The organism is Mycobacterium sp. NGS41 (genome assembly GCF_059812725.1).
The window spans coordinates 1-24,069 of the sequence record NZ_JCALDF010000020.1; the positions used below are offsets into that span (position 1 = coordinate 1).

General features: G+C 66.1%; 20 protein-coding genes and 1 pseudogene. 9 read left to right on the top strand and 12 right to left on the bottom strand.

The window, feature by feature from the left end; all coding sequences use genetic code 11:
• Together AC5Y21_RS17610 and AC5Y21_RS17615 are read right to left on the bottom strand one after the other, a co-directional pair.
• A partial coding sequence (locus tag AC5Y21_RS17610; protein WP_499914123.1) for a beta-ketoacyl synthase N-terminal-like domain-containing protein occupies positions 1-546 on the bottom strand: 546 nt, incomplete at its 3' end.
• A 329-nt stretch (positions 547-875) separates the two neighbouring features.
• Positions 876-1,244, bottom strand: coding sequence for a hypothetical protein (locus tag AC5Y21_RS17615; RefSeq protein ID WP_499914125.1), 369 nt, complete (start codon positions 1,242-1,244; stop codon positions 876-878).
• Positions 1,245-1,426: 182 nt separating this feature from the next.
• On the opposite strand from AC5Y21_RS17615, the gene rbpA reads away from it, so the two are divergent.
• Positions 1,427-1,762 carry an RNA polymerase-binding protein RbpA gene (gene rbpA / locus AC5Y21_RS17620; RefSeq protein ID WP_067238490.1) on the top strand — a complete coding sequence of 112 codons (336 nt, stop codon included), beginning with the start codon at positions 1,427-1,429 and terminating at the stop codon, positions 1,760-1,762.
• Here rbpA and lnt read toward each other — a convergent pair.
• The 3 genes and pseudogenes from lnt to AC5Y21_RS17635 form a co-directional block, all read right to left on the bottom strand.
• A pseudogene (gene lnt, locus AC5Y21_RS17625) lies at positions 1,740-4,460 on the bottom strand (apolipoprotein N-acyltransferase); the annotation flags it as partial. The gene rbpA and the pseudogene lnt sit on opposite strands and share 23 nt — an antisense overlap.
• A complete protein-coding gene (locus tag AC5Y21_RS17630) occupies positions 4,453-5,994 on the bottom strand; it encodes an amidohydrolase (protein ID WP_499914262.1) in 1,542 nt (513 codons plus the stop codon). The pseudogene lnt and the gene AC5Y21_RS17630, both read right to left, overlap by 8 nt.
• An 80-nt stretch (positions 5,995-6,074) precedes the next feature.
• Positions 6,075-6,572 carry an FxsA family protein gene (locus AC5Y21_RS17635; protein ID WP_499914127.1) on the bottom strand — a complete coding sequence of 166 codons (498 nt, stop codon included), beginning with the start codon at positions 6,570-6,572 and terminating at the stop codon, positions 6,075-6,077.
• Between the two features lie 73 nt (positions 6,573-6,645).
• On the opposite strand from AC5Y21_RS17635, the gene AC5Y21_RS17640 reads away from it, so the two are divergent.
• Positions 6,646-7,362: a dienelactone hydrolase family protein gene (locus tag AC5Y21_RS17640; protein WP_499914129.1), complete on the top strand. Its 717-nt coding sequence runs from the start codon at positions 6,646-6,648 to the stop codon at positions 7,360-7,362.
• 61 nt (positions 7,363-7,423) lie between these two features.
• Complete coding sequence (locus AC5Y21_RS17645) at positions 7,424-7,699, top strand: hypothetical protein (protein ID WP_499914131.1); 276 nt, start codon at positions 7,424-7,426, stop codon at positions 7,697-7,699.
• Here the strand turns inward: AC5Y21_RS17645 and AC5Y21_RS17650 are convergent.
• Genes AC5Y21_RS17650 through cobN form a run of 3 tightly spaced genes read right to left on the bottom strand, consistent with a single transcriptional unit; the run spans position 7,696 to position 12,572 of the window.
• Positions 7,696-8,574 carry a type 1 glutamine amidotransferase domain-containing protein gene (locus AC5Y21_RS17650; protein ID WP_499914133.1) on the bottom strand — a complete coding sequence of 293 codons (879 nt, stop codon included), beginning with the start codon at positions 8,572-8,574 and terminating at the stop codon, positions 7,696-7,698. The genes AC5Y21_RS17645 and AC5Y21_RS17650 overlap by 4 nt on opposite strands.
• 4 nt (positions 8,575-8,578) lie before the next feature.
• The gene (locus AC5Y21_RS17655; protein ID WP_499914135.1) at positions 8,579-8,965 is read right to left on the bottom strand and encodes a PPOX class F420-dependent oxidoreductase; all 387 of its coding nucleotides are present in this window, start codon (positions 8,963-8,965) and stop codon (positions 8,579-8,581) included.
• 34 nt (positions 8,966-8,999) lie between these two features.
• Complete coding sequence (gene cobN / locus AC5Y21_RS17660; protein ID WP_499914137.1) at positions 9,000-12,572, bottom strand: cobaltochelatase subunit CobN; 3,573 nt, start codon at positions 12,570-12,572, stop codon at positions 9,000-9,002.
• Between the two features lie 39 nt (positions 12,573-12,611).
• Here cobN and AC5Y21_RS17665 point away from each other — a divergent pair, with 39 nt between their 5' ends.
• On the top strand, positions 12,612-13,427 hold the full coding sequence (locus AC5Y21_RS17665) for an SDR family oxidoreductase (RefSeq protein WP_499914139.1): 816 nt from the start codon (positions 12,612-12,614) through the stop codon (positions 13,425-13,427).
• A gap of 303 nt (positions 13,428-13,730) precedes the next feature.
• Here AC5Y21_RS17665 and AC5Y21_RS17670 read toward each other — a convergent pair whose 3' ends face one another.
• Both AC5Y21_RS17670 and AC5Y21_RS17675 read right to left on the bottom strand, forming a co-directional pair.
• Complete coding sequence (locus AC5Y21_RS17670) at positions 13,731-15,188, bottom strand: flavin-containing monooxygenase (RefSeq protein ID WP_499914141.1); 1,458 nt, start codon at positions 15,186-15,188, stop codon at positions 13,731-13,733.
• A gap of 58 nt (positions 15,189-15,246) precedes the next feature.
• Positions 15,247-15,915 (bottom strand): alpha/beta hydrolase family protein, encoded by a 669-nt coding sequence (locus AC5Y21_RS17675; RefSeq protein ID WP_499914146.1) that lies wholly within the window; start codon positions 15,913-15,915, stop codon positions 15,247-15,249.
• A gap of 135 nt (positions 15,916-16,050) precedes the next feature.
• Between AC5Y21_RS17675 and AC5Y21_RS17680 the strand changes: the two genes are divergently transcribed.
• The gene (locus tag AC5Y21_RS17680; protein ID WP_499914148.1) at positions 16,051-17,562 is read left to right on the top strand and encodes an HNH endonuclease signature motif containing protein; all 1,512 of its coding nucleotides are present in this window, start codon (positions 16,051-16,053) and stop codon (positions 17,560-17,562) included.
• Here AC5Y21_RS17680 and AC5Y21_RS17685 read toward each other — a convergent pair.
• Positions 17,516-18,268 carry a DUF805 domain-containing protein gene (locus AC5Y21_RS17685; RefSeq protein ID WP_499914150.1) on the bottom strand — a complete coding sequence of 251 codons (753 nt, stop codon included), beginning with the start codon at positions 18,266-18,268 and terminating at the stop codon, positions 17,516-17,518. The two genes, AC5Y21_RS17680 and AC5Y21_RS17685, sit on opposite strands and share 47 nt — an antisense overlap.
• Before the next feature lie 540 nt (positions 18,269-18,808).
• Between AC5Y21_RS17685 and AC5Y21_RS17690 the strand changes: the two genes are divergently transcribed.
• Genes AC5Y21_RS17690 through AC5Y21_RS17705 form a run of 4 tightly spaced genes read left to right on the top strand, consistent with a single transcriptional unit; the run spans position 18,809 to position 22,427 of the window.
• Positions 18,809-19,213, top strand: coding sequence for a hypothetical protein (locus tag AC5Y21_RS17690; RefSeq protein WP_499914152.1), 405 nt, complete (start codon positions 18,809-18,811; stop codon positions 19,211-19,213).
• Between the two features lie 17 nt (positions 19,214-19,230).
• Complete coding sequence (gene cobG / locus AC5Y21_RS17695) at positions 19,231-20,322, top strand: precorrin-3B synthase (RefSeq protein ID WP_499914154.1); 1,092 nt, start codon at positions 19,231-19,233, stop codon at positions 20,320-20,322.
• A gap of 9 nt (positions 20,323-20,331) precedes the next feature.
• On the top strand, positions 20,332-20,958 hold the full coding sequence (locus tag AC5Y21_RS17700; RefSeq protein ID WP_499914156.1) for a precorrin-8X methylmutase: 627 nt from the start codon (positions 20,332-20,334) through the stop codon (positions 20,956-20,958).
• Positions 20,955-22,427 (top strand): precorrin-2 C(20)-methyltransferase, encoded by a 1,473-nt coding sequence (locus tag AC5Y21_RS17705; protein WP_499914159.1) that lies wholly within the window; start codon positions 20,955-20,957, stop codon positions 22,425-22,427. Before AC5Y21_RS17700 ends, AC5Y21_RS17705 begins: the two co-directional genes overlap by 4 nt.
• On the opposite strand, the gene AC5Y21_RS17710 is transcribed toward AC5Y21_RS17705, so the two are convergent.
• Complete coding sequence (locus AC5Y21_RS17710; RefSeq protein WP_499914161.1) at positions 22,424-23,971, bottom strand: PPE family protein; 1,548 nt, start codon at positions 23,969-23,971, stop codon at positions 22,424-22,426. The two genes, AC5Y21_RS17705 and AC5Y21_RS17710, sit on opposite strands and share 4 nt — an antisense overlap.
• Positions 23,972-24,069: the final 98 nt, after the last annotated feature.

Sequence of the window (24,069 nt, forward strand, 5' to 3'; positions counted from 1 at the left end):
CGCGACGCTGGACGTCATGCCGGTGAGCCGATAGCCCTCGATCTCCTCGGCCAACATGCCGTAGCCCTGCACGATGAGCCCCGCGAAAACCCCCGTGGCGCTGCCGCGCAAGCCGCTGGGATCAATCCCGGACCGCTCCAGCGCCTCCCACGACAGCTCCAGCAGCATCCGATGCTGGGGGTCCATCGCCAGCGCCTCACTGGGCGCAATACCGAAGAAGGCCGCGTCGAAGTCCGCGACCCCGTCGACGAAGCCCCCGGTGCGCGCGTAGGTCTTGTGGCGCGCGTCAGGATCCGGGTCGAACAGCCCGGCCAGGTCCCACCCGCGATCGGCCGGGAAGTCGGTCATCACGTCGCGGCCGTCGGCCACCATCTGCCACAGGCCCTCCGGGCTGTCGACACCGCCCGGAAAGCGGCAGGACATACCGACGATCGCGATTGGCTCACTCGACCGCTCCAGCAGCGCACGGTTGGTGCGCTTCAGGCGTTCAACCTGGACCAGCGCTTTTCGCAGCGCTTCGGTCGCGTGCTGGAGTTGGTCACCCATCACTAACCTCGCCTAACAACCTCACCTAGACCTCAACTACAGATTCGCCGTCTCTGACCGCCGCATGCGAGTCACGGAAGTTGCGGCACGAGCAACCCCAAAGGACCTTGTCGTGCTGCTCGCCGACCCAAGAATCTCGCTGGTGAGTATGGCCAACTCCGGCGCGATTTCAAAACGTCCGATACTCCCAGTGCTACGCGAAGAACTCGACCGGCCCACACGGCGAGGTGCGCGGTGCGTGCCCGGAGCCCGCTGCACCGGATCCGTCCTCCATGGCGTGACTGTACCCGGCAACCCATCGACCGTGGTCAGGCGCGTAGCAGCGCGGTTCAGACACCCACCCGCCGCCAGCCGTCGGCCGCCCGGGCAGCTTTGACCAGCGCATCGCACAGTTCGCGCAATTCGGTTGCCCCGGCTCCCTCGTCGAGCGCGGTGGCGACATCTTCGGCCGCGCATCGCACCTGGTAAACACGGTCTGAGAGGTCGGCCGCATCGTCGGCCGACAGCACCACCGCGTCAGCGGGCAGCGCCAGCGCGGCCCCAGCCGAGCCGCGGCTGATCAAGGCCCGTTGCTCGTATGCCCGCTGGCGGCAGGACTGGCGGCAGTACTGGCGGCGACGGCCCATTCCGGTATCGGTCACATCTCGGCCGCACCAACGACACGGTTGGGGCCGGGCACGCCGTTTGGCGAGGGTCACGCCTGCCGACTTTAGTCCGGCGCAGGTTGGGATCCCGGTATCATTAATGGTCGCGTCGCTCGCCGGGGGCTCATCCGGGAACTGCGCAGCCCGTCGCATCGTTGCCAAACGTAGAGAATCGCCACTACACGTGCCGAGAGACATGAGCCGCAGCGCTCACAGGACCAGAAGGAGTAAGGCCGATGGCAGATCGCGTCCTGAGGGGCAGTCGCCTCGGAGCCGTGAGCTATGAGACTGACCGCAACCATGATCTGGCACCGCGTCAGATAGCGCGCTACCGCACCGACAACGGCGAGGAGTTCGAGGTTCCCTTCGCCGACGACGCCGACATCCCCGGCACCTGGCTGTGCCGCAACGGCATGGAAGGCACCTTGATCGAGGGTGATCTGCCCGAGCCGAAGAAGGTCAAGCCACCGCGGACGCACTGGGACATGCTGCTGGAGCGCCGCACGGTCGAGGAACTCGAAGAGCTGCTGAAGGAGCGCCTCGAGCTGATCCGGTCGCGCCGCCGCGGCTGATCTCTGATCGCGCCGTTCCCGACGTTCTAACGGGTCTGGGCGCGCGCTGCCCGGGCGCGGCTGAGTCTGCCGTCGACGCCCCAGCGAGTGACTTTGAACAGTGCCTCGCGGATGTTGGACCCGCTCATCTTGGACACCCCGAGCTCGCGTTCGGTGAAGGTGATCGGAACTTCGACGACCAGAAACCCGTGGTTCACCGTGCGCCAGGTCATCTCTATCTGGAAGCAATAACCCTTGGAGTCGACGGTGTCCAGGTCGATGGCCTCGAGGACTTCGCGGCGGTAGGCCCGGAAACCGGCGGTGATGTCGTGAACCCCGACGCCGAGCGCCACCCGTGAATAGGTATTGGCCGTCTTGGACAAGGCCAGGCGCCGCCAGGGCCAGTTACGTACCGACCCCCCGTCGACATAGCGCGAACCGATAGCCAGGTCGGCTCCGTTGTCGACGGCGTCCAGCAGTCGGTGCAGCTGTTCGGGCGCATGGCTGCCGTCGGCGTCCATTTCGACGAGCACCGAGTACCCGCGACTCATACCCCAGGCGAAACCCTCGAGATACGCCGCGCCCAACCCGTTCTTGGCGGTGCGGTGCATGACATGGGTGCGGCCGGGTTCGGCCTCTGCCAACTCGTCGGCGAGCCGGCCGGTGCCGTCGGGGCTGTTGTCGTCAACGACCAGCAGGTGCACGTCGGGGCATGCGTCCCTAAGCCGTCGGTGGATCAGCGGCAGGTTCTCCCGCTCGTTGAAGGTGGGGATGATCACCAGGACGCGCTGGCTCGGACGATTGCCCGGCTGGCCGGTGGTCATGGGGCTCCTTTGTGTCTGTGTCTGTGTCTGTGTCGCGGGGTGTAATGCGACGGTCGGTCGCCCTCTTCGGGTGCGGTGTCCGTGGGCGCAGAAACGTCCTCGTCGGGCGCATCTGAGTCCTCAGATTCGCTCTCAGCAGCCCCCTGGGGCGCGACACCTGAGTCCTCAGATTCGCGCGGACGCGCACCGGGGTGGTCAGATTCGCCCGGGGACCGGAACCTGAGACGTTTCGGACGCGGGGACCACCCATTGTGCCGTATTGCGACGAGAATGACCGCACCAGCCGCCGCGACCAGAATCCACTGAAGGATCGGAGCCCACCGGGTCGCCGGCGTCAGCCTCGCCTTCAGCCGTACCTGGTTGTCCAGATATGCGGGCTCGAAGAACCTTGTGCGGACCAGTTCGGCGCCGTCCGGGGCGATCACCGCGCTGATCCCGGTAGTGCCCGCGACGACGACGTAGCGGTCGTGCTCTACGGCCCTGACCTTGGCGAAGGCCAACTGTTGTTCGCTCATTGCCTGGTTGAAGGTGGCGTTGTTGCTGGGCACGGCCAGCAGCTGAGCGCCGTTGAGTACCGCCTTTCGCGGCTCGCGGTCGAAGATCACTTCCCAGCAGGTGGCCACCCCGACGGGCACGCCGGCGATCTGCACGACGTCGCTGCTGGGGCGGGGCACGATATGACCGGCGCGGTCGGCATAGCCGGAGAGATGCCGGAACAGCCACGGCATGGGCAGATACTCGCCGAACGGCTGCACGATTTCTTTGTCATGCCGGTCAGCCGGCCCGGTGGTCGGATTCCAGACGATCACCGTGTTGGTGAATTCGGGGACGTCCTGTGGCCCGCCTGGAACATCGAGCACGGTGCCGACCAGAATCGGCGCGCCGATTAGCGCGGCCACCTTGGAAATCTGTTGTCCGGCGTCTGGGTTGACCAACGGATCGATGTCGGAAGAGTCCTCCGGCCAGATCACGAACTGCGGCTTCGGCGCGGCGCCGGTACGCACGTCCTCCGCCAAGCGCAGCGTCTCTTGGACGTGGTTATCCAGTACGGCCCGGCGCTGCGCGTTGAAGTCGAGCCCCAGCCGCGGGACATTGCCCTGCACGACGGCGACGGTGATGGTGGGTTCGCCGCCCGATCCGGTACCCGCCTGCCGCACGCTTGGCCAGACGACGACGGTGCCGAGCAACACCAGGCAGATGCAGACCCCCGGCAGCACCACCGCGGGCGGTGGCCTGACGGCTTCCGGTGCCCGGTCGCCGGTTTTGAACCACTTCACAATTTCCAGCGCGATGGCGGTGAAGCTGCATCCGATCAGCACGATCCCCGTCGAGAGCAGCGGGACTCCGCCGAGCTGAACCAACGGCAGCAACGGACCGCTGGCCTGGCCGTAGGCCACCTCCCCCCACGGAAAACCGCCGAACGGAATGGTCGACTTCAACCACTCCTGCGCCGCCCACAGCAACGCGAACCACAACGGCCAACCGGGCAGCCGACGCACCACGACGGCGAACAGGCCGAATAGAGCGGGAAACAGCGCCGACACCGCCGCCAACGCCATCCACGGCATGGCACCGACCAGCAGGCTGATCCACGGCAGCAACGTCAGATAGAAGACCAATCCGAACAGTAATCCGTAGCCCGCGCCGCCCACCAGTGTTGTGGCGGGCCGGGTCAACACCCAGGACAGCAGCGCGAAGGCGACGACGGCGGCCCACCACCAGTTCGTCGTCGGGAAGCTGGCGAAGAGCAGCAAGCCGGCTATGACCGTGACCGCCAGTCGCGGCAGGCGGGGCACCAGCGCGCCTTTCACGGCTGGCCATCGGACTACCACGGCGGCGCGGAGTCGGTCGGCCAGGCTGGGCCCGGAGGGTGCGGCGTCGTCGGTGTCAGCCATAGATGACAACGCCCCGATGCACTGTCCGGCGACAACGCGGCAGCGCGTCCGTCGGGCCTAACCGTGGCAATGCGGGCACTCGGGAGCGCGGATCGGTGGACCACCGTTGGACGGCATTGCGCGGAGCGGTGACGTCAAGGCTCCCGGCATCCCACACGGCATAGGAGGCCGGCGCGCCAGGGACCAGGGTTCCGCTCTTGCCGTCGCGGACGCCGCCGGCCCGCCAGCCACCTCGGGTGGCGGCAGCGAACGCCGCCCGCGCCGAAATCCCACTGCCCGGCGTGCGGTGGTTGACCGCCGCACGCACGCTGGTCCAGGCGTCGATACCCGTCACCGGGGCGTCGGAACCGAGTGCGAGGGGCACGCCTTGGGATGCTAACAGCGCCAACGGATTGAGTTCGCTGCCTCGATCAACACCGAGGCGACGGGCATACATGCCGTTGCCGCCGCCCCATAGCGCGTCGAAATTGGGCTGCACGCTGGCGATGACGCCCCACGCGCCGAGTTTTGCGGCCTGGTCCGCGGTAACCATCTCCAGGTGCTCCAGACGGTGCCCACAGCGGGCCACAGCAACCACGCCGAGGTCGGCTACGACGCGTTCGAACGCGGCTACCGCCGCCGAGACCGCGGCGTCGCCGATGACGTGGAAACCGGCGGTCACTTCCGCCTCGGTGCATGCGCGGAGGTGCGCTTCGACGGCGTCCGGCTCGAGGTGGCAGGTGCCGGTGCAGTCCGGCGCGTCGGCGTAGGGCTCGTGCAGCCAGGCGGTTCGCGAGCCGAGCGCCCCGTCGATGAACAGGTCGCCCGCCAGCCCGCGGGCCCCGGTCTGCGCGACCAGCGTGCGGGCCTGCGCGGGTGTGGTCACCGCCTGGCCCCAATAGCCGATCACGTCCACGCCATGGTCACCGTTATTTAAGCCACGTACTGCCAGCCAGTCGTCGAGTCCGCCGATCTCGGGTCCGGCGCACTCGTGCACCGCCACGATGCCCGCCGCGGCGACGGCCTGCAGCGCGGCGGTCCGGGCCTCGGCCAGCTGCCCGGCGGTCAGGAGATCACGGGCGAGGGCGCGGGCCAGGTGGTGCGCGTCTGACGTCAGCGGCTGCTGGGCGCTGAAACCGGCCGCGGCGGCCAGGTCGCTGATCTGGTTGCGCAGCCCGCTGGATGCCAGCGCCGAGTGCACGTCGATGCGGGCCAGGTAGGCAGGCCGGTCACCCAGCACGGCGTCCAGGTCGGCGGTGGTCGGCGGGCTGTTCTCGGGCCACGTCGACTCGTCCCAGCCATGTCCCCACACCGGCTGACCCGGGTGCGCGGCCGCGTAGTCGGCGACCAGCTGGACGCAATGCGCGCGCGAGCCGGCCGACCGCAAATCCAGCCCGCTGATCGTCAGGCCGGTGGCGCTCAGGTGGATATGGCTGTCGACGAAGGCCGGCGCCACAAAACCGCCGTCCAGATCTTCGATGTCCGCATCCGGAAATTGACTGCGGCCGACGTCATCGCTACCCAGCCAGGTCACGACCTCGCCGCGCACTGCCATCGCAGTGGCGTCGGGATGGCTTGGGCTGTGCACCCGGCCGTTGACCAGCAGCCTGGTGGAGCCGGATGTCTCTCCGGAAATCAATTGTCGATCGGTGCGGTCTGGACTTGCGCCGATGGCAAGACCGGCGGCTCGACATCCCTGACGTCTATGACCTCGCCATCGATGTAGTCCCTGCCGTCGCCGGGCATCCTCGTGTCGGTGATCAACGGAACTCGCCGCTCGACTCCGCGCAGCGCGATTGCGGCCAATGCGGGCCTGGCGAGGATCCGGATCGGCGGCGTCAGCAGGAGGATCCCCAGGGTCGTGGTGACCAGTCCGGGCACCAGGATCAGCACCGTGGCCAGCGTGACCACCACGCCGTCGCTCAGCGCGCTACGCGGTTCCGTCAGACCGGATCTCAGCTGTACAAGCTGAGTTTTGAGCTGCAACCCGGCCATCGGCGCCCATACCACGACGCCCAGAACGGAGGTGGCCAGCAGCGCGAGCAGGGTCCAGCCCCACCCGATCGTCGCCACGAGCGCGACTACCGCCGCGAACTCGACGACGGCGTAGATAAGCAACAAGCGCCGGACCATATGACGCCAACGTCTGCGGCCGGAGCCGAAGTTCCCCTGGTGACTCACGTCGCGGCTGCAGTTAGATGACCGTATGACGACGATTGAGATCGATACCCCCGATGGATTGATCGATGGGCTGCTGAGCCTTCCCCCGGGCAAAGGTCCGTGGCCGGGCGTCGTGGTAATCCACGACGCAATCGGCTACGGCCCGGACAAGGAGTCGATCAACGACCAGGTCGCCCGGGCCGGTTATCTGACGCTCACCCCGAATATGTTCGCCCGGGGTGGCCGCGCCCGCTGCGTCACGCGTGTCATGCGCGAACTGATGACGAAGCGGGGGCGTGCGCTCGACGACATTCTTGCTGCCCGTGATCACCTGCTGCGCATGCCCGAATGCACCGGGCGAGTAGGCATTGCGGGCTTCTGCATGGGCGGCGGGTTTGCGCTCGTGATGTCGCCGCAAGGGTTCGGCGCGTCGGCACCGTTCTACGGCACGCCGCTGCCGCGCAACCTGAGCGAGACGCTGGACGGCGCGTGTCCGATTGTGGCGAGCTTCGGCGGCCGCGACCCGCTGGGTCTGGGCGCGGCCAACAAACTGCGCAAGACGACACAGGCCAAAAACATCACCGCCGATATCAAGAGCTATCCCAAGGCCGGGCACAGCTTCGCCAACAAGCTGCCCAGCCAGCCTCTGCTGCGCATCACCGGCTTCGGCTACAACGAGGAGGCGGCAGAAGATGCATGGAGCCGCGTCTTCGCGTTCTTCGGCGAGCACCTGGGAGCCGGGGGCGGCGACGTGGTCCGGTGAGCCCCTACGCCTTCACGGCGAAGCGGTATGGCGGCCGCCGCCGCAAGGCCACATCGGGCCGTTGACCGATGTCGTCATCCATAACGGCGACATGCGAATCCCGCTCGGACTGACTTTTGCTCCTGACCCAGCGGTGGCGGCGACTGCGCTCGACTTTCTGACCGGGCCTTCGGCGTTCGACATGGTGGCGCGCGGCCGCTTACGCGGTACTTCGCTGTGCGCCAGCGATATCGACCGGACTTGGCTTAAGGGGATGGCCGCCGCGGGGCGCATTGCACTGCTGGACGAACTCGACGGACCGGGTCTGGAAACGCTGCGTCAGCGCTTGTCGGGCTAACCTTCCGCCGGCTTGAGCTCTTGTAACTTCTGCGACAGGACATTCGCGAAGGTATGGGTGTCTCCCGGCCAGCGCGCCGACACGTAGTTGTCGTCGTCGATGACGAACGCCGGCCGCGAGTCCGTCGCCGTGTCACGCACCATTCCGGAGGACTTGAGCCACCAGCGCGGCGATCCCCGCTCGACGTCGCAGAAATCGGTTGGACTGCGCAGCGCGCGAGTCACTTCGGACTGCACGGACATGTAGCCGTCGGGTTGACCGGGTTCCTCGGTGTAGGTGCGGTAGTAGGCGGGATCCCAAAACCGGGTGAACCGGGTGAGCCGCCAGGCGGTGCGTTCCAGTGCCCAGGTCAGTGCCGTGGTCTTGTGTCCGTACAGCACCGATCGGCCGGTGGCGGGATCCACGCTGCGCGCGAGAAGAAGCACTCCGTGGCAAATCGCGGCGACAATCAACCCTCGGGAGAAGGCCTCTACCACGAGTCGCTGCAGTATCTCGCTGTCGATGTAGCTGCGCATTCCGCGGGCTCGGTGGCCGCCGGGCAGCAGTAGTGCGTCGACATCGTCGAGGGTGGCGGCCTGCGCCCAGCTGAGTGGACACCGAAACTCCTTTGACTGCACCATCTCTCGATATGCTTGGCGACCATTTTTGTTTGCCCGCAGCATCAGCCCGATGATCGAGACCCTGCCCAGCACCGGCAATTTTGACCACACGTCCAAACCGCGGCCGGTCACCATGATGTCGTCGGCAACGCCGGGGGTTCCGCTTTGGGTGGCAAACATCACCCGATGGCCGTTGCGGCTAAGGACGCGCCAGCTTACCGCGACCTCGGTCGGGTCGAAGTCATGGTCTGGGATCGGGATGAGGACAGTGCTCACAGCGTCAAGTTTTGCCGACTCTGAGTTCGAGACCGACGTTGTTCTCCATGCCGCCGCGCAACTTGCTGAAGAAGTTGAATAACGTGCCCAAAATGCCGTACCGCTTGCCGATGGCGTCGTAGACGGCGGCGTTGTGGGACTTGTCGAGGATGACCGCGGTGCCTTCGGCGGCTTCGCTTTTCGGGCGACCGCGCAAGTCGCAGGCGGCCATTGTCACCCGTGGTGTGTTGCGAATCCGCTTCACCTTCCACGACCTTCCCTCGGTGATGACGAGCAGGCGATCGCGGTCGGCCGCTGCCCAGATCGGAGTCGGCTTGGGTCGGCCGTCCTTGGTAAAGGTGGTCAGCAGGATGTATTGCGCCTTGGCCAGGTCGGCAAATGTCGGTGTCACGACTGCCAACCTAGCGCCGAGCAGACGCAGAGAACTAGCCTTCCAGGTCGCCCTCGGTTTCCAGTAGGGCCTGGCGCAGCCCGTCGAGGGTGTCTGCTTGCGGGTCGGCCCACATGCCGCGGCCCGCCGCCTCCAGCAGCCGTTCGGCCATGCCGTGCAGTGCCCACGGGTTGGACTCGGCCATGAACTTGCGGTTCTCCGGATCCAGCACGTACCGCTCAGTGAGCTGTTCGTACATCCAATCGGCCATCACCCCGGCGGTCGCGTCGTAGCCGAACAGGTAGTCGACCGTGGCCGCCATCTCGAACGCGCCCTTGTAGCCGTGCCGGCGCATCGCGGCCATCCAGCGCGGATTGACCACGCGAGAGCGGAACACCCGGGTGGTCTCCTCCGACAACGTGCGGGTGCGGATCGCGTCGGGTCTGGTGTTATCGCCGATGTAGGCGGCCGGCGCTTGGCCGGTCAGGGCCCGCACCGTGGCGACCATGCCACCGTGGTACTGGAAGTAGTCGTCGGAGTCGGCGATGTCGTGCTCACGAGTATCGGTGTTCTTGGCCGCCACCGCGATCCGGCGATACTGGCGGTTCATGTCGTCGACCGCCTCGCGACCGTCCAGGCCGCGACCGTAGGCGAATCCGCCCCAGGCGGTGTACACCTGCGCAAGGTCCGCGTCGTCACGCCAGTTACGGCTGTCGATCAACTGCAGCAGCCCAGCACCATAGGTGCCCGGCTTGGACCCGAAAATCCTTGTCGTGGCTCGGCGTTCGTCACCATGCTGAGCAAGGTCCGTCTGAGCATGCGCGCGGACGTAGTTGTCTTCGGCGGCCTCGTCGAGGTCGGCGACCAGCCGCACCGCGTCGTCCAGCATCGTCACGACATGCGGGAAGGCATCGCGGAAGAAACCGGAGATCCGCACCGTCACATCGATACGCGGGCGGCCCAACTCAGCCGGCGCGATCGGCGTCAAGCCCACGACCCGTCGCGACGCATCATCCCAGACCGGCCGAACACCCAGCAACGCAAGCACTTCGGCGATGTCGTCGCCAGAGGTGCGCATCGCTGAGGTGCCCCACACCGAAAGCCCGACCGACTGCGGCCACCGACCGTGGTCGTCGCGGTAGCGGGCCAGCAGCGAATCCGCCAGTGCCACACCGGCTTCCCACGCCAGCCGGGACGGCACCGCTTTCGGGTCGACGGAGTAGAAATTACGTCCGGTGGGCAGCACATTGACCAGCCCCCGCAGCGGCGACCCTGACGGCCCCGCGGGGATGAAGCGACCGTCCAAAGCTCGTAGCACCTGCTCAATTTCGACGGCGGTCCCGGCGAGCCTGGGTACTACCTCGGTGGCCGCGAACCGCAGCACCGCGGCCACGTGGGGGTTGTCGGTGAGCTGGTCGGCCGCGGCGGGATCCCAGCCGCTGGCCTGCAGTTGGGTCACCAGTTGCCGGGCGGCGGCCTCGGCCTCGTCGACCGAGGACCGGTCGTCGGTGCCGTCCTCGGCCAGACCCAATGCCTGCCGCAGACCCGGGAGCGCCTGCTCGCCGCCGAAAAGCTGACGGGCGCGCAGCATCGCCAGCACCAGGTCGAGTTCTTGTTCGCCCTGTGGCTTTTGGCCGAGAACATGCAGGCCGTCGCGGATCTGGACATCCTTGATCTCGCACAGCCAGCCGTCGACGTGCAGGATCATCTCGTCGAACGAGTCCTCCTCCGGCCGCTCGGTCAGCCCCAGGTCATGATCCATCTTGGCGGCCCGGATCAGCGTCCAGATCTGCTGGCGGATGGCGGGCAGCTTGCCTGGGTCCAGCGCGGCGACGTTGGCATGCTCGTCGAGAAGCTGCTCCAGTCGAGCTATGTCGCCGTATGTTTCGGCCCTCGCCATCGGCGGGATCAGGTGGTCGACGAGGACAGCGTGTGCCCGTCTCTTGGCCTGTGTGCCCTCGCCTGGGTCGTTGACCAAGAACGGGTAGATCAACGGCAGGTTGCCCAGCGCTGCGTCGGGGCCGCAGGCCGCCGACATGCCGAGCGTCTTTCCCGGTAGCCATTCCAGGTTGCCGTGCTTGCCGAGATGGACAACGGCATGCGCTTTGAAATCGGCGTCCAGCCAGTGATAAGCGGCCAGGTAGTGATGGCTGGGCGGTAAATCCGGATCGTGGTAGATGGTGACGGGGTTGTCACTGAATCCGCGCGGTGGCTGCACCATCAGCACGAGGTTGCCGGCTTTCATTGCGGCGATGACGATTTCGCCATCCGGATCGTTGGTGCGGTCGACGAACAACTCCCCCGGCGGCGGGCCCCAATGCGCTGTCACCGCGTCCGCAAGCTCGGCAGGTAGCGTGGCGAACCATTCGCGATAGTCCTTGGCGGACACCCGGATGGGGTTGCCGGTCAGTTGTTGTTCGGTGAGCCAGTCGGGGTCTTGTCCCCCGCGTTCGATCAGCGCGTGGATCAGCGCGTCGCCGTCTCCCGCATCGACACCCGGCAGTTCGCCCACTTGATATCCGCGATCGCGCATCGCCCTCAGCAATGCGACCGCGCTGGCCGGAGTGTCCAGTCCGACCGCGTTGCCGATGCGGGCATGCTTGGTGGGATAGGCCGAAAACACCAGCGCCACCCGCTTCTGAGCGGGCGTGACGTGCCGCAGTTGCGCGTGCCGGACGGCCAGCCCGGCCACCCGCGCGCATCGCTCCGGATCGGCGACATAGGAGATCAACCCGTCGTCGTCGATCTCCTTGAACGAGAACGGAACTGTGATGATGCGGCCGTCGAACTCGGGCACCGCCACCTGGCTCGCCACGTCTAACGGGCTGAGGCCGTCGTCGTTGTTTAGCCACTGATCGCGAGGGCTGGTCAGGCACAGTCCCTGCAATATCGGGATATCCAGGGCCGCAAGGTGTTCGACGTTCCAGCTGTCGTCATCGCCGCCGGCCGAGGCAGTCGACGGCTTGGCACCTCCGGCGGCAAGAACGGTGACCACCATGGCGTCGGCGTCGCCGAGGCGTTGCAGCAGTTCTGGTTCGGCGGTGCGCAGCGAGGCGCAGTAGATCGGCAACGCCCGCCCGCCTGCGCCTTCGATTGCCTGGCACAGCGCTGCTACATAGGCGGTGTTGCCTGCCAGGTGCTGCGCGCGGTAGTACAGCACCGCGATCGTAGGGCCAGCGTTGCCGGTGTCAGGTCGCTCCAACTCCCCCCAGGTAGGGGTTACCACGGGCGGCGTGAAGCCGAAGCCCGTCATCAGCACCGTGTCCGACAGGAAGGCGTGCAGCTGGCGGAGGTTTTCCACGCCACCGTGGGCCAAGTAGATGTGCGACTGCACGGCAATGCCGGCCGCGAGTGTGGACAGTCCGGTCAACTCGGCGTCGGCCGCCTGCTCCCCGCTGACCAGCACCGTTGGCACGCCGCTGGCGAGCACCGTGTCGATACCGCTCTGCCAGGCGCGGTAGCCGCCGAGGATCCGCACCACTGTGATCGCGGCGCCGGCCAGCAGCTCGGGTAGCTCGTCTTCGGACAGCCGTGACGGGTTGGCCCACCGATAGTTCTTTCCGCTGGATCGAGCGCTGATCAGGTCGGTGTCGGACGTCGACAGCAGCAGAATGGTCGGCTCAGCCACCTACCATTCGTACCGCATGGACGGCTTAGGCTATGAGCCATGTCTGTTGCAGGAAAGGTCATAGCCGTCACCGGTGGGGCTCGCGGGATTGGTTTGGCTATTGCCACGGTTCTGCACGGTTTGGGCGCCAAGGTCGCCATCGGAGATATCGACGAACCCGCTGCCAAGGAAGCCGGTGGTGCGTTCGCGCTTCAACGCAAATTGGATGTGACCGACCGCCTATCCTTCACCGACTTCCTCGATGCGGTCGAAGATCAATTGGGACCACTCGACGTGTTGGTGAACAACGCCGGCGTCATCGCGGCGGGTAGCGCGGTCGACGAAGCAGACGACATCACTCGTCGGCTGCTCGACATCAATATTTTCGGCGTAATGCTGGGCACCAAACTAGCGGCACAACGAATGTTGCCCCGCCGTCGCGGCCACATCATCAACATCGCATCGCTGGGCGGCGTGCTGCCGTGCAGCGGCATCGCAACCTATTGCGCCACAAAGCATGCCGTGCTCGGCTACACCGACAGCGTTCGCATGGAAAACCGTGGGCGCGGCGTCCACTTCTCGTCGATCATGCCGACGTTGACCAACACCGAGATGGTCGCCGGTGTCGGACATGCGAAGGGCTTCAACAATGTCGAGCCAGAAGACGTTGCACAGGCCGTCGTCGGGGTGATCGCGAAACCAAAACCACGTGTGGTGGTGCCTCGTTCGTTGGGAATTACGGTGTCGGCTCAGCGTTTGATGCCGCGACGTCTGGCCGAGGCCATGGAACGCGCGTTGGGTACGGACCGCGTTTTCACCAGCGATCTCCAGCGCGACAAACGCGAAGCATATGCCCGGCGGACCGGGACGTCGTAAAACGCGATCTTTGATGCGGATGTGACAGTCTGGCAGGAAAGCCGTCAGATATCCCACGAGAGTCGGTTGATGAGGCGATCTTGCTCGACGCACTGACCGTCCTTCCACGTGAACGCGGCGCCATCTGCGGTCTTATGCTCACGCGTCTTCCACGACTTCTCCGAATCGTGCCCTGGATCGAGGACGCATGGAGAGCCGTCCGCCATCTTGACACCGCATGTTTTGGGTTCGCCCTTGTTCTTCCACATGGGTCATCTCCCGTTCTCGCACGACCACTCTTCGGACCCCACGGGCTCAAGCGGTTCAGGCGGTACGAACCTCGAAATCACCGACCTCGGGTTGCCGCAACAGCTCGCTGTGAGTCTCCGGTGTCCACGGGAACAGCTCGGGCAGGCCGTCCTTGCCGAGGTACCAGCTGTTGCAGCCGGTTACCCAGATCGTCTGTGGCATAGCGGCTTTCATGGCCTCGTTGTATTGCTTGGTGGCCGCTTCGGTTGGCGCTGCGGCCACCACGCGGCCATCACGGAGCTGCTGGATCCACCACATCACGTAATTGGCCTGGTCCTCGGCGATGGGAACCAGCGACTGATTGCCGATCGGCGAATGCGGCCCCATCATCATGAACAGGTTCGGGAATCCTGGCACCGCGACGGACCGGTAGGCTTTCGGGCCGTCCTCCCACGCTTCGTCCAGGCTGATCCCACCCTCGCCGATCACGTTTAGCGGACGCACGTAGGCTCGGGCATCAAACCCGGTGGCGAAGACGAGCAGGTCCAATTCGTGTAGCGTGCCGTCAGCGGTGACGACGCCCCGGGGCTCGATGTGGTCGATCGAGTCCGTGATGATCTCGACGCCGGGCTTTTGCACGGAACGGTAGAAATGCCCCGCCATCACCTGCCGCTTGCACATCGGTTGGTACGACGGGGTCAGCTTGGCCCGCAGTTGTGGGTCTCGCACCGACAGCCGCAGGTTCCATCGACACCAGGCCTGGATCTGGCGGCGCTGCCAGCCCGGGCGGATCGGCGCCAGGCCGAACCAGTGCCGCATTAGAAACCCCCAGAAGCGATAGGGCAGACCATTCAGCCCCGGCCAGCGGGACAGCGCCCCCTGAGCCAACTTCGAATAACGCGGATTAGGGAATGGGTAAACCCACTGCGCGGTGCGCTGAAAGATTTTCAGCTGGCGCACCTTGCCGCCGAGCTCCGCGGTGATCTGCACGCCCGTGGACCCGGTTCCGATCAAACCGATCCTCTTGTCCGGCAACGAGACCGAGTGGTCCCATCGCGAAGAGTGAAACGCGGGTCCGGCGAACGTGTCCCGTCCGGGGATCTCCGGGTAACGGGGCACCCGCAGGACTCCGGTGGCGGTGACGAGGACATCAAACGTTTCTTCACCTTCGGGTGTGGTGAGGTGCCACCGCCCGTCGTCGTAGCGGGCCGCGGTGACGTCGGAGCCGAACCGGATGTGTTTGCGGATGCCCCGTTCCGTGGCCACCTGCTGGAAATAGGCTTGAATTTCCGGGCCCGGCGGCAGCACGTGCGACCAATTCGGGTTCGGCCGAAACGAATAGGAGTAGTAACGCGATGGGACGTCGCAGGTGAGGCCGGGATAGGTGTTGTCGCGCCAAGTGCCTCCGACGTCGTCGGCCTTTTCGAAAATGGTGAACGAGTCGATACCGGCGTCCTGCAGCTTGGCCGCCATGCATATGCCGGACATCCCCGCGCCGATAATCGCGACCTGCAGTTGGCGTTGGTGCGTCATGACATTCACCCGACCTCTCTCGATGTCGTGCACGTTACGCCGATGAAGCCCGCGCGACTCAGAGATCGAGTTTTGCTGCGATCAATTCGGCAACCTCGGTAGCCGTGACTTGTGCCTGTCCGCCCTTGCCCGGCTCGTAGCGATCTGCGACGGGGTCGTAGTCGGCGCCGGCGATTGTCCCGTGATCGGCCGCAAGTTCCACCACATCCACCGGCCATCCGACTCGTTCGAGCGCAGCTGCGAAGTCTCGGCTGGCTGTCACGGGTACGACGTCATCGGCGAGACCGTGCAGCAACGTGAAAGGCGAACCGACGCGCTCCGCAGACAGCCCGTCGGTCACCAGTTGACCGGAGATCGGATCAGGCGCCATGAACGCGCCCGCCAGGCAAACCGTATGGGCGAGAGCGATATTGAAGTCCGGTGCGTCGAGCGTCACCCGCGCCGCTGCGACACCTCCCAAGGACCACCCGACGAGCACGAGCCTGTCGGCGGCCCGCTGCTCCGTGAACTCGAGCGACCGCAGCAGATCCCCGCGGCCGCCGTCGTCGGCATGAGAATTCCAGTCCGGCGTGACCACGGCTGCGCCGTGATCGGCGAGCTTGCGTGCCAGGGGACCGACCGCGGCGCGGGCATTGGTCTGCATGCCGTGCCAGATCAGGACCGTGGGTTGCGTCGGATCGCCGAAGACATCGGCCAGGCGTCCAGGGGCGTACTCCAGCGTCTCCACAGGCACGAGGGTGCCCGGGGCGATCCGGGTTCAATCTCGGTATTTCGGGTTGTGGGTTATCCACAGTTGGATGTTTCTCCACAGGCGGGCACTTCGGACGTGCCTGTGTCGTCCTTACCGGATAAAATCGAACACATGTGCGATGCAGTTTGGGCGGGTGATGAAGCATTAAAGAGCGCCGATGATGCCGCGGTGGTCACTGCGATCACCGACTGGACTCGGGCGGAGGCCGCCGCATCAGCGCGGCGGCTGGCGGCCATCGCCGAGTTGGTGCGTCGTCGTGCCGAAGGCCCCACCGACCTTGCCCACTGGTCGTGCGACAACTGGGATGCCATGGCCGCTGAAGTCGGAGCCGCACAAGGCATCAGTCGCCGGATGGCGTCGGGCCAGATGTATCTGGCTGTGGCACTGCGCGATCGGCTGCCCCGAGTGGCAGCACTTTTCGCCCAGGGGACGATCAGCGCGCGGTTGGCGGCGACGATCGTGTGGCACACCGATCTGATCAAAGACCCGGCGACGATGCGATTGGTCGACAAGGCGTTGGCCGAGGACGCAACACAATTCGGACCGCAATCGGCAACCAAGACCGCGGAGGCAATCGACGCCGTGGTGGACCGCTACGACCCGGGGGCATTGCGGCGCGCCCGCGACGCCGCTCGTGGCCGCGAGGTGGTCATTGACCAGGCAGATGGCGAGTCCGGCGTCGCCGGCTTCTGGGGCCGGTTGTATGCCACCGACGCGGCCGTTCTTGACCGGCGACTCACTCAGATGGCCCACGACGTATGTGAGGACGACCCACGCACCCTCGCCCAGCGCCGCGCCGACGCGTTGGGAGCGCTGGCCGCCGGGGACGATCGGCTTGCCTGCAGCTGCGGAAAAGCCGACTGCTTTGCCAGCATTGACCGCAACCAGCGGGCAACCAGTGTGGCCATCCACGTTGTCGCCGAGGCATCCGCGACAGCGGACCAACCTGACCCGCAAATGTCGGGCGAGACCGCGACACAACCCATTAGTGAACCCGTGCCTCCGGCGGCGACGCCCAAGAAGCAGCCCATCGCCTTAATCACCGGTGGCGGTCTGGTACCCGCGCCACTGTTGGCCGAGCTGATCCGCGGGGGTGCACACGTTCGGCCGATAACCCATCCGGGTAACGATGTCGCGCCCGAACCGGGTTACCGGCCGTCAGCGGCGCTAGACAACTTCGTCCGGTGCCGCGACATGAACTGTCGGTTCCCCAACTGCGACCAGCCCGCGGAATTCTGCGACGTCGACCACACGATCCCTTATCCGCACGGTCCGACCCATCCCTCGAACCTGAAGTGCCTCTGCAGAAAACATCACTTGCTCAAAACATTCTGGACAGCCTGGCACGACGAGCAACAGCCCGACGGCACTGTGACGTGGACGTCGCCGACCGGCCAGACCTACACCACCCGCCCGGGCAGTCGGCTGCTGTTTCCCACTCTTTGCTTGCCCACCGGCGAGCTGCCGCCCGCCCCCCAATTGGCTAAGCCGAGTGGCGATCGCGGATTGATGATGCCCAAACGCCGCACGACCCGCGAACAAGCTCGCATCTATCGCATCGACACCGAACGCGCTCTCAACGCCGCTCATGTCGCCGAACGCAACCAGCCGCCACCTTTCTAGCGCGCCGGCGCTTGACTCCACATCGACCAGTGTTCGAATAGGTCGGCGGCTTGTTTCGCGTTTTTATCTGCGGTGCCTCACACGCTATGAGGTCGTGGCCACAGATCCTGCACACCTTAGCGTCGCGGGTAAATTTCCCGCAGGCCGGGCACTTCTTAAAATAGTTTGAGCCGCGTAATCCCGTTGATGACTTCGCCGACGATGGGGTCCAGGGTGTGTCGTTGGCGGCGGCAATCTCAGAACTGCCGAGCGGGTCGGGGCCGTACTGGTTCGTTCCGATACTCCCGCGTAGGCAGCCAAGTTCGACAAAGCCCCAAATGCTGATGACGGCAAAGACCAGGGCAAAGATGCCGCTCAGCAGAAGATAGAGCACGTTCGGATTGGACTGGTTTCCGGTCATTCCGATCAGGTCGATAACACTACTGATCAGGGGCGGCGCCAGGAAGAGCGCGGCAAGCCAGGCGGGCCGGTCGCGGTCGTGCAGGCGTTTCACAATCAGCGCCGCCGAAGGGTAGAGGAACAGGACTGCCAAGACGAGGCTTACCAGTTTGAAACGGAAGTCGGGCGCGCTGATCGACACGCCCAGTAACTTTCCGACGACCAACGAGATCACGACGTTCACCACCGCCAGGACCATTGTCCCGATCCAATATGGCTGTCGATTGATGCGGCCGTCGAAGCTCGTGTAGAGATGACGCAGGTCCATTAGATCGTCCCGACGCCGACGACGATCCGCCAGTGGTGCCCCATTTAACGAGTCCTTCCTCGCGAATGTGCTTCATCATGCTCCGAGGTCGGTCGTGGTGGCCGACAATGCGGATAATGCGTAGGATGCGCCACGATTCTTGAAAGATTCTTGGCGAGTTTCTTTCGGTCGGCGCGCCTTCGGCGTAAACCGGTTCCGGAAGATGCTGCAGGCCAGTCCGACCTAGGCGACGTGAAAGACCACGGCTGCGGCGACTCGGGTCAGGCCGTATGTTGTGCTTCTTCCTGGCCCAGGAAATCCGAGTTGAATCGAGAATTCACAGCGTATTTCGGCCAGTCGCACCCATCACTTGTTCAAAACATTCTTTGCTTGCCCACCGGCGACCTATCGCCCGCACCCAAGTTGGCTAAGCCAAGCAGCGATCGCGGATTGATGATGCCCAAACACCAACCAGGCGCCGCATTTCTAGAGCAGCCAGACGCAAGAATTTCGCAAGTCGTCGGCGGTACCTTCGGCCCGGGAGCAGTGAAGGGAACCACCATGGACGGCAACCGCATCATGCGATCGGTTGCAGGAGTGCTGTGGTCCGGCTGCATCGCGTTCGCCGGGTTGGGGTTCGCCCCAGCTCCCGCGCTGGCGCAACCCGGTCCCGCGCTGCTAACCGGCGCGTGGCCCGGCTGTCCGGAAGACCACCCGGCAGGCCCATGTCACTGGTGCCCGGGAGATCCTCCGGTCCAGACCGGAAATATCCGTGTGTACCCGGTGATTTGGGACAACGACGTGTGCCACACGTATTGGTACGTCTATTCCGGGCAGGGCAATGTCGCACACAACATTTGGGAGGGAGAAGGCCCACCACCGGCGCCTCCGCCCTGGCCACCGGCCATCATCAGTACCTATGAGCAGTGTGTCGTAATCTTCGGCATTTTCTGCCCGAAGGCGTGAGCTCGTACCGTGGACCAATGCCCCGATCCCGCGACACCGACGCCTGCCCGGGTGCGCTGCAGGTGCACCAGGCCGCCGACGGCGCGCTGGTACGGGTCCGGCTACCGGGCGGCATACTCACCGCTACACAGTTGGCGACACTGGCGCGCGTGTCGGGCGAGTTGGGCTCGGGAACGCTGGAACTGACCGCCCGCGGCAACGTCCAGCTGCGTGGAATCACCGACGTGACGGCGGCCGCCGACACGATTGCAGCCGCCGGCCTGTTGCCGTCGGAGACGCATGAGCGGGTCCGCAACATCGTCGCGTCGCCGCTGTCGGGCCGGGTCGGTGGAAGGCCCAACATTCGGGAGTGGGTGGCTGATCTGGATGCGGCGATCTGCTCCGAGCCGCGGCTCGCCGAACTGGGCGGCCGGTTCTGGTTCAGTCTCGACGACGGCCGCGCCGACGTGTCCGGCCTGGCCGCCGATGTCGGTGCACACGTGCTCCCGGAGGGAGTCGCGCTGCTGCTGGCAGGCCGAAACACCGGTGTGCGGGTTGACGACGTCGTCGATGCCGTGGTTGGAGTCGCGCTGCGGTTCGCCGAGATCCGCGGAAAGGCTTGGCGGGTAAAGGAATTAGATGACCCCGCCGCACTGATACCAGGCGCGACAATGAAGGCCCGGTTTCCGCCCGTCACCCGTCCGCCGGTGGGTTGGATTGAGCAGGACGACGGTCGCGTGGCGCTGGGTGCCGCGGTCCCATTGGGCGTCATGTCCGCACGCGTCGCGGAATACCTCGCGGCGGTCAATGCCCCGCTGGTGGTCACACCGTGGCGGTCGGTGCTGCTGTGCGATCTCGACGACGCCGTCGCGGACGCCGCGCTGCGGGTACTGGCGCCGCTGGGCCTGGTGTTCGACGAGAACTCGCCCTGGCTGAACATCAGCGCCTGCACCGGCAGCCCCGGTTGCGCGCACTCGGCTGCTGACGTACGGGCCGACGCGTCCGAATCGCTGGACGCCGCGTACCCGGCGCACCGCCACTTCGTCGGCTGCGAACGGGCCTGCGGCAGTCCTCAGACGGGTGAGGTGTTAGTCGCCACCGAAACGGGATACCGGCTTCTCAGGTCTTAAGGTGAGCGGGTGCTCGACTACCTTCGCGACGCCGACGAGATCTACCGTCAGTCGTTTGCGACCATCCGGGCCGAAGCCGACCTGACGCGATTCCCCGCCGACGTCGCACGGGTGGTGGTCCGGTTGATCCACACCTGCGGACAGGTCGACCTCACCGAACACATCGACTACACCGACGACGTCGTGCGGCAGGCCGGCGCCGTTCTGCGGGATGGCGCGCCGGTGCTGTGCGACTCGTCGATGGTGGCCGCAGGCATCACCACCGCGCGGCTGCCAGCCGCCAACGAAGTGGTGTCGCTGGTCGCCGATCCACGCGCGGCCGAGCTGGCTGCCCGACGGCAGACCACCCGCTCGGCGGCCGGCGTGGAACTGTCGGCCGACCGGCTGTCGGGCGCGGTGCTGGCCATCGGCAACGCGCCCACCGCGCTGTTCCGACTGCTCGAACTGATCGACGAGGGCGTTCCGGCACCGGCCGCGGTGCTCGGCGGCCCGGTCGGATTCGTCGGGTCCGCTCAGTCCAAGCAGGAGCTCGTCGACCATCCACGCGGCATGTCGTATCTGGTGGTGCGGGGCCGCCGCGGTGGCAGCGCCATGGCCGCCGCCGCCGTCAACGCGATCGCCGCCGACAGCGAATGACGACTCGAGGCACCCTGTGGGGTGTCGGCTTGGGGCCCGGCGATCCGGAGTTGGTGACCGTCAAGGCGGCGCGGGTGATCGGCGAGGCCGACGTGGTGGCATACCACAGCGCCCGCCACGGTCGCAGCATCGCCCGCGGCATCGCCGAGCCGTATCTGCGGTCCGGTCAGATCGAGGAACACCTCGTCTACCCGGTGACCACCGAAACCACCGACCATCCGGGCGGCTACGCCGGCGCGCTCGAGGACTTCTACGCCGATGCAACCCGTCGAATCGCCGAGCACCTCGACGCGGGCCGCAACGTGGCGCTGCTCGCCGAGGGCGACCCGCTGTTCTACAGCTCCTACATGCATTTGCACACCCGGCTGACCCAAAGGTTCAACGCGGTCATCGTGCCGGGCGTGACGTCGGTGAGCGCGGCCTCGGCGGCCGTCGCCACACCGCTGGTGGCCGGAGACCAGGTGCTGTCGGTGCTGCCGGGCACACTGCCGGTCGGCGAGATGACCCGTCGGCTCGCCGATACCGACGCGGCCGTCGTACTGAAACTGGGCCGCTCGTATCACAATGTTCGCGAAGCGCTTTCGGCGTCCGGCCAGCTTGGCGACGCGTTCTATGTGGAGCGGGCCAGCACCCCCGGCCAACGCGTACTGCCCGCCGCTGACGTCGACGAGACCAGCGTGCCGTACTTCTCGCTCGCCATGCTGCCGGGCGGCCGCCGATGCGGCAGCAGCGCGGGCAGCGTCGCGGTCGTGGGCCTGGGGCCCGGCGACAGCGACTGGATGACGCCGCAAAGCCGACGCGAGCTGGCCGCCGCCACCGACCTGATCGGCTATGGCCGCTACCTGGATCGCGTTCCGGTCCGAGATGGTCAGCGGCGTCATCCCAGCGACAACACCGACGAACCCGCGCGTGCCCGACTGGCCTTGACGCTCGCCGAGCAGGGGCACGCGGTCGCGGTGGTGTCCTCGGGCGATCCGGGGGTGTTCGCGATGGCCACCGCCGTCCTGGAAGAAGCCAAAGAGTGGCCGCAAATACGGATCAGGGTCATTCCGGCGATGACCGCGGCTCAGGCCGTCGCCAGCCGGGTCGGCGCCCCCCTGGGTCATGACTACGCCGTGATCTCGTTGTCCGACCGGCTCAAGCCCTGGGACGTGATCACCGCACGTCTGCAGGCCGCTGCCGCAGCGGATTTGGTGCTGGCGATCTACAACCCGGCCTCCAAGTCGCGGACCTGGCAGGTGGGCGCCATGCGAGACCTGCTGCTGGACCATCGCGACCCCGGCACTCCGGTCGTCATCGGCCGCAACGTTTCTGGCGCTGACGAAGAAGTTCGCGTGGTGCGACTGGCTGACCTGGACCCTGCCCACGTGGACATGCGCTGCTTGCTGATCATTGGGTCTTCTCAAACACGCTGGTACTCAACCGATTCCGGTGACCAGGTATTCACCCCCAGGCATTACCCGGGCTAGGCGGGGTCGTCGCGCCAGCTGCTCGGCAGCATCGGCATGCTCGGCCCGCTGCTCAACCCGTCGTCGTCCAGCGTGACCAATCCGGCGGCCTGAGCAACGTTGGACTTGGTTGCGGCCCCGGCGAAGCCAAGCGGTCCCGCATCCCCATCGGACGCCAGGGGCGGTTCGGCTGGCTCGAGGTCCATGTACTCGTAGCGGTAGCCGTGAGTTTTGGCCTCGGCCCCGCGACGTCGCCGACTGCGCAACCGCTCGCGGGCCGCCTCTGCGGCCGTCGCCGGTTCCTCAGCGTCGTCCGACTCAGGCTCCTGCGACTTCCTGCGTCTGCGGCTGCTGGCACTGCTGCTCGACGACAGTCCCGCAAAACCCACCGCGTACAGCGAGTCGGCCATGCCGGCGCCGACGCCCGTCTGACCGCCCGAACCGAAGTCGACGCCCGGACCGCCGACCGGTCCGGCACCGGGCGCCGAGACCGTGCTGGGCGCGACACTGCTGGGCGCGCTCGCAGTACTTGTATTTGCCGGGGTTCCGGCGGTCATCGTCGGCGTCGGAGCCGGTGTGGCGGCCGTCGGCGTCGGCGCGGGCAACGGCACGCTGACTGGCAGCGCGACGGCGGTGATACCGGCGGCAGCACCGGCGACAGCCGCGCCCACACCTGCGACAGCGGCGGCCCCAACAGCGGCGAGCATGGCTGGGACCGCCAGTACGGCCATCTGAATCCCCTGTTGCGCGAACCCCCAGACGACCATTAACGCGTGAAAGGTGAACCAGGCCAACGCGGTCGCCAGCGCTGGGGTCATGCCTGGAATGTTCATCAGCGCAGAAGACAGTGCGTTGGCAAATGGAACCGCTTCGATGGGCCAGCCATCGGGCCACAACTCCTCACCAAGCGGCCAGAGGACGTTTTGGGTGTACTGCGATAGAGATTCCGCAAGCTTGTCCTGCCATGACGTGGCGGGAGCGGTTTCGTCAGCGGTTTGTTTCGCGGCTGCACTGGCTTCGCCGCCCGGAGTGACTATCGGCGGCGCCGGTACGGTCGCGGGAACCGCGGCCAGAGCGGACTCGCTGACCACTTGGTAGGTCGTCATCGTCCCCGCTGCTTGCACCCACATGCGCACGTAGTCGGCTTCGTTCAGCGCGATGGGAATGGTATTGATGCCGAAGAAGTTCGTCGCGACCAGCACGGCGTGAATTGCGTGATTCGCCGTGAGCTCGCCCATCGTGGGCATGACGGCAAGTGCGGTGGTGTAGGCGGCAGCCGCCGTTTGGTGCAGCGTGGACGCGGCGGTGCTCTTGGCGGCGCTCTCCAGCAGCCATGCCAGGTATGGGCCGTGCGCGGCCACGTACTGCTCGGCGCTGGGGCCTTCCCACGCCCCGGCTTGCACCGCTGCCAGCAATCCGGTCAGTTCCTCCGCCGCCGCGACGTAGTCGGTGCTCAGCGACGACCACGCGGCGGAGGCCGCCAGCAACGGCCCGGGACCCGGCCCGCTACTGAGCAGCGTCGAGTGCACCTCCGGTGGAAAGGCCATCCAGATCGGTGCGGTCATCGTCGTGACCCTTCCTCTCGAAACCAAGTGGTGCTGTCGCTTACTGGTCGACGAACGACATCATTTGGTTCCCACCGGCTTTCTATGAATTCGGCCTG